10 protein-coding genes are annotated in these 14,352 nt (G+C 64.4%); 8 read left to right on the top strand and 2 right to left on the bottom strand.

Going from position 1 to position 14,352, the window contains the following annotated elements:
* Positions 1 to 225 precede the first annotated feature (225 nt).
* Positions 226 to 1,590 carry a UDP-N-acetylmuramate:L-alanyl-gamma-D-glutamyl-meso-diaminopimelate ligase gene (gene mpl, locus AC5P7F_RS04580; protein ID WP_049440504.1) on the top strand — a complete coding sequence of 455 codons (1,365 nt, stop codon included), beginning with the start codon at positions 226 to 228 and terminating at the stop codon, positions 1,588 to 1,590.
* Positions 1,587 to 2,165 carry an LON peptidase substrate-binding domain-containing protein gene (locus AC5P7F_RS04575; protein WP_142235209.1) on the top strand — a complete coding sequence of 193 codons (579 nt, stop codon included), beginning with the start codon at positions 1,587 to 1,589 and terminating at the stop codon, positions 2,163 to 2,165. Before mpl ends, AC5P7F_RS04575 begins: the two co-directional genes overlap by 4 nt.
* 185 nt (positions 2,166 to 2,350) lie before the next feature.
* Here AC5P7F_RS04575 and AC5P7F_RS04570 read toward each other — a convergent pair whose 3' ends face one another.
* Positions 2,351 to 4,348, bottom strand: coding sequence for a bifunctional DedA family/phosphatase PAP2 family protein (locus tag AC5P7F_RS04570; RefSeq protein ID WP_046432354.1), 1,998 nt, complete (start codon positions 4,346 to 4,348; stop codon positions 2,351 to 2,353).
* Positions 4,349 to 4,433: 85 nt separating this feature from the next.
* Here AC5P7F_RS04570 and AC5P7F_RS04565 point away from each other — a divergent pair, with 85 nt between their 5' ends.
* From AC5P7F_RS04565 to AC5P7F_RS04545, 5 genes are all read left to right on the top strand, one after another.
* The gene (locus tag AC5P7F_RS04565; RefSeq protein WP_014648307.1) at positions 4,434 to 5,096 is read left to right on the top strand and encodes a serine/threonine-protein kinase; all 663 of its coding nucleotides are present in this window, start codon (positions 4,434 to 4,436) and stop codon (positions 5,094 to 5,096) included.
* Positions 5,093 to 5,599, top strand: a complete 507-nt coding sequence (locus AC5P7F_RS04560) for a DUF2867 domain-containing protein (RefSeq protein ID WP_041863783.1) — start codon at positions 5,093 to 5,095, stop codon at positions 5,597 to 5,599. Before AC5P7F_RS04565 ends, AC5P7F_RS04560 begins: the two co-directional genes overlap by 4 nt.
* A gap of 183 nt (positions 5,600 to 5,782) precedes the next feature.
* Positions 5,783 to 11,017 (top strand): RHS repeat domain-containing protein, encoded by a 5,235-nt coding sequence (locus AC5P7F_RS04555; RefSeq protein ID WP_197602801.1) that lies wholly within the window; start codon positions 5,783 to 5,785, stop codon positions 11,015 to 11,017.
* A gap of 7 nt (positions 11,018 to 11,024) precedes the next feature.
* Positions 11,025 to 11,828, top strand: a complete 804-nt coding sequence (locus AC5P7F_RS04550) for an RHS repeat-associated core domain-containing protein (RefSeq protein WP_197637316.1) — start codon at positions 11,025 to 11,027, stop codon at positions 11,826 to 11,828.
* A gap of 209 nt (positions 11,829 to 12,037) precedes the next feature.
* Positions 12,038 to 12,544 (top strand): hypothetical protein, encoded by a 507-nt coding sequence (locus AC5P7F_RS04545; RefSeq protein WP_041863781.1) that lies wholly within the window; start codon positions 12,038 to 12,040, stop codon positions 12,542 to 12,544.
* Positions 12,545 to 12,699: 155 nt separating this feature from the next.
* Here the strand turns inward: AC5P7F_RS04545 and AC5P7F_RS04540 are convergent, their stop codons facing one another.
* Positions 12,700 to 13,383 carry a hypothetical protein gene (locus tag AC5P7F_RS04540; protein ID WP_164077187.1) on the bottom strand — a complete coding sequence of 228 codons (684 nt, stop codon included), beginning with the start codon at positions 13,381 to 13,383 and terminating at the stop codon, positions 12,700 to 12,702.
* A 108-nt stretch (positions 13,384 to 13,491) separates the two neighbouring features.
* Here AC5P7F_RS04540 and AC5P7F_RS04535 point away from each other — a divergent pair, with 108 nt between their 5' ends.
* Complete coding sequence (locus tag AC5P7F_RS04535; protein WP_142235212.1) at positions 13,492 to 14,310, top strand: SDR family oxidoreductase; 819 nt, start codon at positions 13,492 to 13,494, stop codon at positions 14,308 to 14,310.
* The last annotated feature ends 42 nt before the right edge of the window (positions 14,311 to 14,352 follow it).

Raw genomic sequence — 14,352 nt, 5'->3', positions numbered from 1 at the left:
GCTCAGGGCCCCGCAGCATGAGCTCCCTTGGGGATGGCCTCTTGGGGAGTAGGACCGGTTCGGGTACTGCGGCTGGCAGTTCGAATTGTGTCCGGGTTCACAGAACATCGCTATCGGGAATTCCCTGACAGCTGATTGGAGTTTTCTCACATCCCGTGTAGGGGTTGTCTTACCCGATAGCGGACATTGGCCCTATACAGCCGTCATCGGTCACAATCCTCGGTCATGAGCAGCGTACATATCCTTGCAATTGCCGGCACCTTCATGGGCGGCGTGGCCGCCCTGGCGCGGGAACTCGGGCATTCCGTCAGCGGCAGCGACCAGGCCATCTACCCGCCGATGTCGACCCAGCTCGAACAGCTGGGCATCACCCTGGACCAGGGCTACCGTGCCGACAGCGTGCCGGCCGGCACCGACGAGGTGGTGATCGGCAACGCGCTGTCGCGCGGCAATGCCGCCGTGGAAGCCGTGCTCGATGCCGGCCAGCGCTATATATCCGGCGCGCAGTGGCTGTCCGAGCAGGTGCTGCCGGGCCGCGACACGCTGGCCGTGGCCGGTACCCATGGCAAGACCACCACCACCACCATCCTCACCTGGCTGCTGGAAAGTGCAGGGCGCTCGCCCGGCTTCCTGATCGGCGGCGTCGCCGAGGATTTCGGAGTCTCCGCGCGCCTGGGCCAGGGCCGCGAGTTCGTGGTCGAAGCCGATGAGTACGACACGGCCTTCTTCGACAAGCGCAGCAAGTTCGTGCACTACCGGCCGCTGGTGGCCATCCTCAACAATCTTGAATACGACCACGCCGACATCTTCCCCGACGTGGCGGCGATCCAGCGCCAGTTCCACCACCTGGTGCGTACCGTGCCCGCACGTGGGCGGCTGATCGTCAACGGCGAGGATCAGCACCTGGCCGAAGTGCTGGCGATGGGCTGCTGGACCCCGGTCGAGCGGTTTGGTTTCGATCCGTCGCTGGAGTGGCATGCCGAGCTGCTGGCCGCCGATGGCAGCGCGTTCCGCGTGCACCATCGTGGGCAGGCGCTGGGCGACGTGCAGTGGTCGCTGCTGGGCCGCCACAACGTGCTCAACGGGCTGGCCGCGCTGGCCGCTGCGCATGCAGTGGGCGTGGCGCCGGCCACGGTGATCCCGGCGCTGGCGCGCTTCCGCAGCGTCAAGCGCCGCATGGAAGTGATCGGCAGCCATGGCGGCATCACCGTCTACGATGATTTCGCCCATCACCCCACCGCGATCGCCACCACGCTGGAAGGCCTGCGCGCCAGGGTCGGCGATGCGCGCATCGTGGTTGCGATGGAACCGCGCAGCAACTCGATGCGGTTGGGCGCACATGCGCAGGCACTGGCACCGTCGCTGGCGCTGGCTGATGAAGTGGTGTTCCTGCATCGCCCGGAACTGGCCTGGGATGCCGCTGCGGTGATCGCTGCGGTACGTGGTGACGCCCACGCGGTGCCGGATACCGACGCATTGCTGGCGCAGCTGCAGTCCAGCGTGCGCAGCGGCGACCACGTGGTGTTCATGTCCAACGGTGGCTTCGACGGCGCCCCGCGCCGCTTCCTCGCCGCGTTGCAGGCCCGATGAGCGTCGACGGCCCGCTGCCGCTGTTTCCGCTGCACACCACGCTGGTGCCGGGTGCGGCGGTGGGCCTGCGTGTTTTCGAGCGCCGCTATCTGGACCTGGTCCGCGACAGCGGCCGCAGTGGTGAGGGGTTCGGTGTCTGCCTGATCCTCGATGGCGAGGAAGTCGGCGCACCGGCGACGCCAGCGGCCTACGGCGTGCAGGTGCGCATCGAAGACTTCGATGTCGGCGCCGATGGCGTGCTGCAGCTGCGCCTGCGCGGCACCCGCCGTTTCCATGTGGAGCGTACCCGCGTGCGCGACAACGGCCTGGTGGTGGCCGACGTGCGCTGGTGCGAGGAAGACCCGGACGACGAACTGCGACCACAGCACGCGCTGCTGGCCACGGTGCTGGGACACATCATCGAACAGGCCGGCGAGGCCTATGCGCCGTCCAACCCGGCGTTGCTGGACCAGGCCAGCTGGGTCGGCTGGCGGCTGGCCGAGCTGTTGCCGCTGAGCGAGCAGCAGCGCCTGCAGCTGCTGCAGATGGACGACCCGCACCAGCGATTGCAGCAGTTGCTGGGCTGGATGCCGTAGCAGCCTGCCTTGGGTGGGTGTGCACCTTGGTGCACACGCTGGGGCATGCGTGGAATGCCATCCACGCACGGCGTGGATCTACTGATTTACTGTAGAGCCGAGCCTATGCTCGGCTTGATGGTTCCCGCGAAGAGCGGCCGAGCATGGGCTCGGCTCTTCAGTGGGTGATCGCGCACCGGTGCCGGTCAGGGCGCCGTGGTCTTCAACCGCAGCACCGGCAACCCGGTTTCGCTGTGCACATCCTCGCGCTGCGGCAGGTCCTGCACGGCGTCCTTCACTGCGTTGAGCGCCGGGTCGACGCCACGCAGCGGGTGCCACATGCCGATCCACTCGAAATGACGCTCGTAGCGCAGGGTCTGCGCACTGCCCAGCCATAGCGGCGTATTGCCCGGTTGCAACTGCGCAGGGGCTGGCCACAGGCGCAGTACGTAGCGCTCATCGCGGTGTGTACCCGGGCGCACCATCAACAGCGCTTCCACGCGCGTGTCCAGCGTGGCTGGCAGCACCGGCAGTTCGTCGGCACCCGTGTTCTTGTCCAGCATCAGCAGCGCCTCCTGCCAGCCGGCCTGTTCCTGCCGCTTCCAGCCGCGTGCTTCCAGCTGCGCCTGCAGCGGGGCCAGCGGGCCCGCCACCTGCACGTCCAGCGGCCAGCGCTGGTCGTCGTCGAACTCGTTGCGGCGCGCCGGCAGTGTCGCCCAGTCGTGCTGCCACCAGGCCTGCATGTCCATCGCCTGCGCCGCCGGCAGGGTCGGCTCGAAGCGTTCCAGCTTCACCGGAATGTGGCGCGGCGCGTACCACATCGCCGCCACGGCGAAGACACCGTAGAACAGCCACGCCACCGGCTTCACCCAGAACGAGCGGTTGAAGCGGCGGCGGTAGGCGATGCCCAGCACCAGCAGCCAGAACGTGCCGAACAGCATGCCGCCGATCACATCGCTCAGCCAGTGCGCGCCCAGGTACAGGCGCGAGAAGCCGATCAGGCTGACCACGATGCCCGACACCAGGTACGGCCAGACACGGGTGCGGCCAGGCATCTCGCGGGCGATCAGCACCGCGAAGAAGCCGAAGGTGATGGTGGCCATGGTCACCGACACCGACGGGAAGCCAAAGCCACTGCTGGCATCGACCGGTCGCACCACATCCACCGTTGCGCCGAGCAGCATGGTCAACGCCAGGCCGAAGGCAAGCGCGGCCAGCCAGTGCGCGGCTGCCATCCAGCGGCGGCGCCAGATCAGGTAGCCCATCGCTGCAGCGGTGGCCGGCAACAACACCTGCCAGGCGCCCAGCGATGCCAGCGCGGCCATCGGGTAATCGGCCAGCGGATTGCGCAGCGCCAGCATGGCCTGGTGCACCAGCAGGTCGATCGCCAGCGGCTCGCCATGGGCGACCACCACGGTCAGCAGCGCGAACCAGCCCCAGCCCAGCACCAGCAGCATCAGCGCCAGCATCGCCAGCGGCACCGACTCGCGGCGCTTCGGGTCCAGCACACCGACGGTGTAGCGGCCCAGCGTCGGGTGTCGGTTGGACCAGTCCAGCAGCCGCGCCAGCCAGTTGTCCATGCGCGCGGCCGACCAGCGGTAGCCGTACAGCACGATGGCCCAGACCAGGCCGAGGATCACTGCCAGCAGGCCGACCACCACCACCAGGCGCCCTGCGACGGCGGCCACCGCGTCGTAGGCCTCGCCGAGCACCCAGCCCGGTGCCAGGAACAGCACCGCCCACGAAATGCTGGCGATGCCACTGGCCTGCATGTAGCGGCTGGCCGGCATTTTCATCATGCCGGCGATGGCCGGCACGAACGGCCGGATCGCGCCCACGTAGCGTGCTACCAGGATGCTCTTGAAGGCATTGCGGCGGAACAGGTTTTCGCCGCGGTCGAGCAGCTGCGGGTAACGGCTGAAGGGCCACACGCCACGCAGGCGGTCACCCCAGCGGCGCCCGATCCAGTAACTGATGCCATCACCGGCGAATGCGCCCAGTGCGGCTGCCGCCACCGCATACGGCCCGGAGATCTGGCCCAGCCCGATGAACACGCCCACCGCGAACAGCAGCGGCAGGGCCGGCACGATGGCGCCGAGAATGATCACCGCATCGCAGAAGGCGATGAGGAAGATAACGGCACCCGCCAGCACGGGGTGAGCGGCAATCCACGCGAGGGTGGCGTCGATCCATGAAGAGTCCATTGCCCGATTATAGGGGCGTGAAGGTGACTGGTTCCCAGCCGCTTGGTGACCGTTTGCAACGGGCGCCATCGCCTAGAATGGGCACATGCCGCATTCGTCAGACACGCCCTCGCACGCCCTGAAGGCCGACAGCTTCGGTCGCATCCTCCTTGTGGAAGGGCCGGCCGGCTCCTTTGTACGCCGTGATCTGGGCGCCACACCACTGTGGTTGCGGCTGCCGGCCTGGTGGCTGGCCCGCCGTGAAGCACGCGCACTGCGCCACATCCACGGCATGGCCGATGTGCCGCAGCTGCTGGCGTGGGATGGACGTCATCTCGACCGCAGCTTCATGGCCGGCGACGCCATGTACCAGCGTCCGCCTCGCGGTGACCTGGCCTGGTTCCGCGCCGCGCGTCGCCTGCTGCAGCAGCTGCATCGCAATGGCGTGGCCCACAACGATCTGGCCAAGGAAGCCAACTGGCTGGTCACCGACGATGGCCGCCCGGCGCTGATCGACTTCCAGCTGGCGGTGATCGGCAACCCGCGCTCGCGCTGGATGCGCCTGCTGGCCCGTGAGGACCTGCGCCACCTGCTCAAGCACAAGCGCATGTACTGCCGCGAGTCGCTCACCCCGGTGGAAAAGCGGGTGCTCAAGCGCACCTCCTGGGTGCGCGAGCTGTGGTTCGCCACCGGCAAGCCGGTCTACCGCTTCGTCACCCGCCGCATCCTGCATTGGGAAGACAACGAGGGGCAGGGGCCGAAGCCGTGAGCCGTACGCAGGTGGTGACCGGCCCGCCGAGTGCAGGCAGCATCCTGCGCCCACAGCTGGCTGGCGCCGACTTCGTGCACGCCTGCCAGGCGACGACCCGTCGTGATGGGCGCTCGGCCTTGCAGGCCTATCGCGACATGGCGGCGACCATTCCCGGCTGGTTCGATGGGCTGATGGCACTGCGCAATCGCGGCATGCGCCTGCTCGGCATGAAGCACCTGGGCTCGTTGCGTGCGGTACAGGACATCGCGCAGCCGCGTCCGGGGCAACGGCTGGGCATCTTCACCCTGCAGTCGCTGGATGACGATGCCATCGTGCTGGAAGACGACGACCGCCACCTGCGTGTGCAGCTGGCCCTGCAGTGGCAGGGCGATGTGCTGGAAGTGGCGACGGTGGTCCATACGCACAACGCGTTCGGGCGCGTGTACATGCTGCCGGTTGCACCCGTGCATCGGCTGATCGTGCCGCATCTGCTGAGGAAGCAGGTGCAGGCGTACCGGTAGATCCACGCCATGCGTGGGTGCATTAAGCAATTCAATGGTCGCGTGCAAGTGCCAGATGATTGCCGTTGACGACCCCTTCCATCTGTTCGCAGCGCTCGCCTAGAATCAGGAACGAGAGAGTCGCATGGAAGCAACGTCGCGCCGTCCTGGCGCGGCTACGCATGCGGACGCGAGGGGAAAATTGTGAAGCGAGTTGCTGCTTGGCAGTGCCGTGTTGCTACGGCACTGACGCTGTGCGTGGTCGCAGGTTCGGTCTCGGCAGTCGAGCCCTACCAGGAATACCGCAAGCTCATTGAGTCCGCCCAGAACCTGACGGCGCTGAAGGATGATCTTTTCGGCGAGAGCGTCAGCCTCTACAACGGCAAGACTGAGTTTGCCGTCACCGACGTCAGCCTGCCAGGCAACAACGCCCTGCCGGTGCAGATGCGGCGCCGGTTCAGTGTCGAGATGGACCTGGTCGGGAGTGGCAGCTTCAACGCCAGTCTCGATGGTGTGGGCGGCTGGGAGGTCGACACGCCGTACATCACCGGCATGTTCCCCGGCGCGAGCGCCTGGCTGAACAATCGTTGCAGTGGCGACATGGTGCCTCAGTGGCCCATTTCCTTCCGGCTCAACGAAGTCTGGCAGGGCAACATGATCCATGTCCCGGGTGGTGGTGATCGCACCATGTTGGGGGCCTGGAACAACACGCCGATGCCGACAGACGGCGTTGCACGCAAGTGGAGCACCTCGCATCGCGATGCCATCGACTGTATTCCAATGAAGTCGGGTCTGGCTGGCGAGGGCTATCGGGTCAGGACCACCTCGGGCGAGTCGTACTTCTTCGATACCGCGTTCACGCGCTTTGGCGGCACGCTGGAGCGCTCGGGCGGCGAAGGAGACAGGACCAAGATCGCTCGCACGCGCATCTACCTCATGGCCAGCCGTGTAGAGGACCGGTCGGGCAACTGGGTACAGTACGAGTACAACGGCAACGGTCACCCGACCCGGATCTGGTCCAGCGATGGCCGCGAGATCACGCTGGCCTACAGCGGCACGCTTCTGGTGTCGGTGACTGCCGCGGGCCGTACCTGGAACTATGGCTACGGTCAGGTCGAAGGCCAGAACCGCCTCACCGCAGTTACCCAGCCCGATGGAAGCACTTGGTCCTACGCCTACTCCAGCGCGCTGCGCGCCTGGGAGAAGGTGAACTGGGACGGCAACAGCAACGAGACCTGTCAGGAGCAGCCGCCGGAGCGTGACGGTACGCTGGTCATGACCATCAAGCATCCGTCCGGTGCGATGGGTGAGTTCCAGTTTTCGAATGGTCGCCAGTACCGCAGTGGCGTCCATGCCAGCGAGTGCATCCGCCGGATCGCACAGTCGGCGTACTACTACGAAATCGTCACCCCGTTTTTCTACGACGTAGTCTCGCTGAGAGCCAAGAAGATCTGGGGACCGGGCCTGCCGAAGGTGCTGCAGTGGAGCTATGACTATGGCAGCGGCTACGAGCCGCTCTGGGGCGGCGTGGGCGGTGCAGCCATCTACCCCTGCACGACCTGCAAGAAGGAAAAGCAGGTCACGATCTCAAATCCCGACGGAACCCGCACGGCCTACCGCTATGGCTCGCAGTACGCGCTGAATGAAGGGCGGCTGCTGGGTAGCAGCGTCATTGACGCGGCCGGGAATGTGGTCAAGAGCAGCACCTCGGTCTACATGACCGAAGACGAAGTGAAATCACAGCCATTCGCCCCGCTTCACGGGATGATCTACAGTGGCGACGAGCCGAGCACAGCTCAGGTGCGGCCGGTCGTGGCCGAGGCCATCCAGCAGGATGGCGTGACCTACCAGACCAGCATATTGTTGTTCGATGATCTGGCTCGCCCGTTGCGTGTCAATAGCGCCAGTCCTTTGGGCAGCCGCACCGATGCCACTCAGTATGCGGACGACCGAAGCAGATGGATTCTGGGCGCGATCGCGAAGGTCACCAACGAGAATACCGGCGTGGTGGTCGAGCAGACGACGTTCGATGGCCTGATGCGGCCCACGGAAGTGCGTTCGTATGGGTTGTTGAAGCAGGTACTGGGCTACAACCCTGACGGAACCGTGGCCATGGTGGATGACGGTCGTGGCAATCGCACTACGCTTTCCGGCTGGAAGCGCGGCACGCCACAGCAGATCCAGTTTGCCGACGGCGCTGTGCAGTCGGCGGTGGTGGACGACAATGGCTGGGTCAGCAGCGTTACCGATGAGAACGGTGCAACCACCCAGTACGGCTATGACGCAATGGGACGCATGGCCACCATCGACTGGCCGGCGGGCGACAGTGTGGCTTGGGCACGTACGACACAGAGTTTCACCGCCATCAACGGCGACGAGTACGGTATCGGAGCGGGTCATTGGCGGCAGACCGTCGCAACCGGAAACGCGCGGCGCAACGTCTATTTCGATGCCTTCTGGCGTCCGCTGCTGACTGAGGAATATGACGAGTCCTCGCGTGGCGTGACCCAGCGCTACCAGAGGTTTGCCTACGACGAAGCGGGTCGGCAGGTGTTCGCCTCGCACCCTGGCGAGTCTGCTGTGCTGAGTACAGGTACATGGACCGGCTACGACGCGCTGGGGCGACAGACCTCGGTGTCCGTCGACAGCGAGGCCGGTCTGCTGACATCGCTGACCAGTTATCTGGCGGGTGGCGGCTTGAAAGTGGTCGACCCCAAGGGCAATACGACGCTGACCACTTTCCAGGCGTTCGGTGCGCCGTCGACGGAATCCCCGGTGTCGATCATTCACCCGGCGGGCGCGTTCACCGATATCGATCGCGACATCTTCGGCAAGCCGCGCTCGATCGTGCGCCGCAACCAGGACGGCAGCGCCCGGATTGCCCGCAATTATGTGTATGACGGTCATCAGCAGCTCTGCAAGAGTGTGGAGCCGGAGACCGGCGCAACGCTGATGGGTTACGACGCAGCGGGCAATCTTGCCTGGAGCGCAGCTGGCCTGGACCTTTCCAGCACCACGGCATGCGACGCTGATGCTGGACCGGTTGCGGCCCGCAGGATCGTTCGTGGCTACGATGCGCGCAATCGGCTGTCGACACTTGCGTTCCCGGATGGGAATGGCAACCAGGGCTGGACGTATACAAGGGACGGCAAGCCGGCCACGGTGACCACGGCAAACGATGCGGGGACGACGCAGGCGATCAACACCTATACCTACAACAAGCGTGGGTTGTTGACGGCCGAAACCTCCAGTGACAGTACCCTCGGCATCCAGTCGCTGGGATATGCCTACAACGCCAATGGCGCACTTTCAGGCCTGACCTATCCGAGTGGGCGCTTCGTTGACTATGCGCCCAACGCGCTGGGCCAGCCGACCAAGGCGGGAGGCTACGCCTCAGGGGTGACTTACTACGCCAATGGGGGCATGAAGCAATTCACCTATGGCAATGGCATCGTGCACACGATGGCGCAGAACCAGCGCCAGTTGCCTACCCGGGTGGTCGACAGTGCCGGAGCGCTGGACACGACCTATGAGTACGACGCCAATGGCAACGTCGCGCGTATCGTCGACAATCTGGACGGGCAGCGCACGCGCACCATGGCCTACGACGGACTGGATCGTCTGATTCAGGCCACCTCGCCTTCGTTTGGCGGAGATGGCGTGTACCGCTACACCTACGATGCTGTGGACAACCTGCGTTCGGCCGCGCTGACCGGTGTCAAGGATCACGTCTATTGGTACGACACCCATAACCGGCTTACCAACGTACAGAACAGTGGAGGCGCCACCACTCTGGGCTTGAGCTACGACGCACAGGGCAACCTCTCCAGCCGCAACGGCGTCGGCTACAGCTTCGACTTCGGCAATCGCCTGCGCAGTGTGGCCAGCGCGGAGCGATACCGATACGACGCACATGGCCGGCGCATCCTGTCGGCGGGCGCCAATGACGGTGCCACCATTCGATCGCTGTACGGCAACGACGGTGTGCTGCGCCGGCAGGAAAATGCCCGGGAGGGCCGCAATACCGAGTACATCCACCTCAATGGCAGCCTGGTGGCGCAGGCCATCCAGGTCGTCGCGCCGGTTACGCCGGTCCTGACCGCGCCCGCGTTCAGCAACAACGGTGCCTATGCACTGCAGTGGACGGCGGTGTCTTACGCCAGCCGTTATGAACTGCGAGAGCAGGCAGCTGGCGGAGCTTGGGCCACGATCTACAACGGCGCCGAACGTAGCTGGAACACGTCCGCGAAGGCGGAAGGAACGTTTGGCTATGCTGTCCGCGCTTGCCAACAGGACAGCTGCAGTGGCTGGTCGGCGACGGCCAGTGTCGTGGTGCAGCGTCCTCCTGCGGCAAAGGCTGCTGTAAGCGCGCCCGCAACGGCATTCAATGGCAGCTACAGCATTACTTGGACGGAAGCGGCGGGCGCGGCAACCTATCGCCTGCAGGAGCAGGTGGGAGCGGGCGCCTGGCAGACGGTGCAGGAGAGCGCGGCGCGCAGTCTCGCGGTCTCCGGCAAGCCGGCCGGGACGTATGGGTACCGGGTCTTTGGCTGTAACCCAGCGGGCTGTGGTCCTGAATCAGATGTTGCCCGGACCCAGGTGATCTATCCGCCTGCAGCGGCACCTTCGCTCAACGTGCCGGGGCAGAGTCTCGATGGCAACTATACGATTGCGTGGAGCAGCGCCGACGGCGCATTGCGCTATGCACTGGAGGAGAGCTTCAACAATGGTGCATGGGCACAGGTTGCCTCACTGGCCAGCACCAGTCAGGCATTCGGTGGCAAGGGGACCGGCAACTATGCCTACCGCGTCCGGGCCGGCAACGATGCGGGGTGGGGCGTGTACTCGGCGACGAGTGTTGTTTCAGTGATCCGGCCACCGGCACCGCCCAGCCTGAGTGCGCCCGCAGGAACCTCGTCGGGCAGTGTCACGTTGAATTGGACGGGCGTTGCCATGGCGGCCAGCTACCTGCTGGATGAGAGTGTCAATGGCGGAACCTGGACGGCGGTCCAGAACGACGGTTCGACCCAGTCGCAGCGCAATGCTCTGGTGTTCGGCAACTACGCCTATCGCGTAAGGGCATGCAACATCTCTGGCTGCAGTGACTTCTCCAACACGGTGGTCGTCGCTTCCAATCCGCCCCCGGGTACGCCGCAGTTCATTCATTCCATCAAGTCGCAATGGAAGGAAGGGCGCGCCACCAAAATCTCCTGCGAGGTGAAGTGGACCAGCATGCCGGGTGCAACCAACTACGAGATGATGGCCTACGGCGGAAGGCTCGAGTATTCCGGTCCGGAGAGCTCAATCGAAGCTCAGGGCGCGGTCTACTGCGCGGAAGTACAGATTGTGCGCGCCTGCAATGCCAGCGGTTGTTCAGCCTGGTCCAACCCGTATCCGCAGAGCGTTGTGGATTACGGCGACCTGACCAACCCTCGGTGACCTGAAAATGAAGATCAAGAAAATTCTGGTTGGTGTCGCTGTTCTGTTGGGACTGTTGCTGTGCACAGTGAGTGTTTCGGCGCAGGAGATCGTCCAGTATGTGCATACCGACGCGCTGGGTTCCCCGGTTGCCATCTCTGATGCCAACGGCGCGATCGTCGAGCGCACCGTTTATGAGCCCTATGGTGCGACCGTAGGTGATGCGAAGGGGGATCGCCCGGGATTCACCGGGCATGTGTCGGACTCGGCGACGGGTCTGACGTACATGCAGCAGCGGTACTACGATCCGTTGGTCGGGATATTCCTATCGACAGATCCGGTCGACGTGGGCTTGGACAACGGAGCCCTATTTAATCGATACATGTATTCGGCACTGAACCCCTATACTTTCGTTGATCCAGATGGCCGCTGCACTGGCTCTAGAATCACGAATAGTGACGGTACTTGTAAGAGTACCGGTGGGAACACGACGGCCACTGGGCCGACATCATCTGACTCCGCGATTCCGAGGGCGCCATCCTCTGGCTCATCTCCGAGCGTGGCATCTGGCGGAGAATCAAACTCCAACTGGCAAGAGATAAAGTCGCGTCTTGGCTTGTCGGGAGATTTGACAAAGAATGGAAACATCTTTGACGTCGGTGCCCTTTTTCATGATATCGCGATACCCGCAATGTACTCGCGGGGCGGCGGAGGGCTGGCTTCTGTTCCTGCTGCAATTCCAATGCTTGCTCGATTCAATTTTGCGGTACGAGCAGAGCATGTATTTAGAAGCGCCGCAGGGCATGTGAATCCCACTACGGTTGCTTCATAAATGAGATTTGTTGGTCTTTTCCAGCGTGTCAGCTCAAACCCGGCGAACCTAAGGGTGGATGCGGTTGCCGCGCGGCTAATGACGCAAGATGCAGCCTCTGCCGGTGTCAGTACGTACACTCAGACGATGAGGGGAGGGGCGCAGGTTTGGGTTCATGTGCGGAATGGTGAGATAGTCAACGCAGGCGTTAATGCCGCCGGAAAGGTAAGATGATGATTGATTCTGATGAATTGACTGATGTGGCGAAAACTCTTGCCTGGTACAAGAGTAATTTCTTCGAGGGCTGTGAAGAGAGCTTTGTTGCGGATTTTATGGTTTTTTGTTGGCAGGCGGTTGATCCCGGTCGCGTTGCTTCGCTGGATTTAGATGATGAAACTGTAGATGCATGCGCCGACATGCTCTCTGAGTTGAAGCTCTTTGTTGATGAGAGATGCGGGGAATGGGGGGCGCCTGCTTTCTGGAGGCGCTATATCGATTGGGCGGACTACGCCGCAGATTTTCCGCTTGATGAGTGCAAGCGGTTTATGCGAGAGACTGTTGGTTATCTTGAGCCTTCATTTTTCGTATTTACGACCACCGGCGGCACTGAGATGAGGTCCGAAGCAATGACGATTTTTGCCGAATACTCGCAGTCCCGCAAGGCGCGGGCTGCCTATGTTCGATCGGTAATTGAAAGTCGGCTGACGACTGACTCCTTCTATCAGCGATCCCGTTGATTCTCTCTGTCGCGAGATGCGAGAAACTGCTGCTGCGGTCGTCGTTCGGCTTTGTGGTCAGGGCAAAGCCGATATGTATGCTTCGCGCGGTCGATGTCGCCGGGCATGGCCCGGTCCACAGAGCATCTCGGCGCTTAACGCTAACGCTTAATGCCTTACGTCGTCGCCGGCACCACCTGCTGGCCAATGAAGTTGCGCTTGGCGTCGAAGTCGTACGCGATCTGCAGTTGGCCCACATCCGGGCAGGCGTGGCAGTCGCGCAGCGGCGTGCGGTACAGCAGGCGGACGCCACCGTTCTCCAGCGGCGTGGCCCCGGCCGACTGCGCCGGTGCGAACGGCGTGGCCTGCGGGTGGTCCTTCAGCAGGGCCTGCACGGCGGGGTCGGCACGCAGGGTGTCGTCCAGCTGCACGGCATCCACATCGATGCGCTTGCCGGTGGCGTCGACCAGGCGGGTGCCCTCGTTGGTGTTGGCGCGGAACGGATACTCGACCGTCGCAATGCCCAGGCCTTCGTTCTCGTGCCAGGCCGTCACGTAGGCCAGCTCGCCCCCGGTGGACAGCTGTTCGGCGGCGGTGATCGCATCGGCGCTGGCGCCGCCGGCGCGCATCGCATCGCGCAGGCAATCACGCGTGGCGGCGTTCTCACCCTGGCGGCAGGCGTTGAGGTCGCCATCCCACACCACGGCCTCGCTCCAGCGCAGCTTGCCGTCGGCGGCGGCCTTCTCTGCGCTGGGCGTGTCACCGGCAGGTGGCTCCTTGCCCGGTTCCGGTGAACGGCCCTGGCAGGCGGTCAGCAGCGCAAGCCCCAGGGCAGGCAGCAACAGGTGGGAACGGCGCATGGCGTGGACCTCGTGCGTTGTCTGGAGGCCCAAGTATCGTCAAGGCCGGGTGAACTCCACGTCGGCGCGGCATACTAGCGGCTCATTGCATACGCTGGAGTGTGGGACGTGGGCAGTCTGCAGGGCAAAACGCTTTTCATCACCGGTGCCTCGCGTGGCATCGGCCTGGCCATCGCACTGCGCGCTGCGCGCGACGGCGCCAACGTGGCCATTGCGGCCAAGTCGTCGGTGCCGAATCCGAAGCTGCCGGGCACCATCCATACCGCGGCCGAAGCGGTGACGGCGGCAGGCGGGCAGGGCCTGGCCCTGAAGTGCGACATCCGCGAGGAGGAGCAGGTACACGCCGCAGTTGCGGCCACGGTCGATACCTTCGGTGGCATCGACATCCTGGTCAACAATGCCAGCGCGATCTGGCTGCGTGGCACGCTGGATACGCCGATGAAGCGCTTCGACCTGATGCAGCAGGTCAATTCGCGCGGCAGCTTCCTGTGCGCGCAGGCCTGCCTGCCGTACCTGCTGCAGGCGCCGAACCCGCACATCCTCACTCTCGCGCCGCCGCCGAGCCTGGAACCGAAGTGGTGGGGCGCGCATACCGGCTACACGCTGGCGAAGATGGGCATGAGCTTCGTCACGCTCGGCCTGGCCGCGGAATTCGGCCCGCAGGGTGTGGCGGTGAACGCGCTGTGGCCGCGCACGGTGATCGCCACCGATGCGATCAACATGATTCCGGGCGTCGATGCGGCCGGCTGCCGCACGCCGCAGATCATGGCCGATGCTGCGCACGCGGTGCTGGTGCGCGAGGCGGTGGGTTTCCACGGCCAGTTCCTGATCGACGATGACGTGCTGGCACAGGCGGGTATCACCGATCTGTCCGGCTATGCGGTGGATCCATCGCGTCCGTTGTTGCCGGATCTGTTCCTGGAGTGATCGCGCGTCGCCGGCAGAGGCCGAGGGCTGCGACCTTCGGCC

Source organism: Stenotrophomonas sp. YJH_SMC_105-26 (assembly GCF_059368915.1).
This window is presented reverse-complemented; position numbering and strand designations above follow the sequence as displayed.

What these genes read in the sequence shown, in the direction of transcription:
- mpl (WP_049440504.1), top strand. Translation starts at nt 226, where the DNA reads ATGAGCAGCGTACATATCCTTGCAATTGCCGGCACCTTCATGGGCGGC.
- AC5P7F_RS04575 (WP_142235209.1), top strand. Translation starts at nt 1,587, where the DNA reads ATGAGCGTCGACGGCCCGCTGCCGCTGTTTCCGCTGCACACCACGCTG.
- AC5P7F_RS04570 (WP_046432354.1), bottom strand. Translation starts at nt 4,348, where the DNA reads ATGGACTCTTCATGGATCGACGCCACCCTCGCGTGGATTGCCGCTCAC.
- AC5P7F_RS04565 (WP_014648307.1), top strand. Translation starts at nt 4,434, where the DNA reads ATGCCGCATTCGTCAGACACGCCCTCGCACGCCCTGAAGGCCGACAGC.
- AC5P7F_RS04550 (WP_197637316.1), top strand. Translation starts at nt 11,025, where the DNA reads ATGAAGATCAAGAAAATTCTGGTTGGTGTCGCTGTTCTGTTGGGACTG.
- AC5P7F_RS04545 (WP_041863781.1), top strand. Translation starts at nt 12,038, where the DNA reads ATGATGATTGATTCTGATGAATTGACTGATGTGGCGAAAACTCTTGCC.
- AC5P7F_RS04540 (WP_164077187.1), bottom strand. Translation starts at nt 13,383, where the DNA reads ATGCGCCGTTCCCACCTGTTGCTGCCTGCCCTGGGGCTTGCGCTGCTG.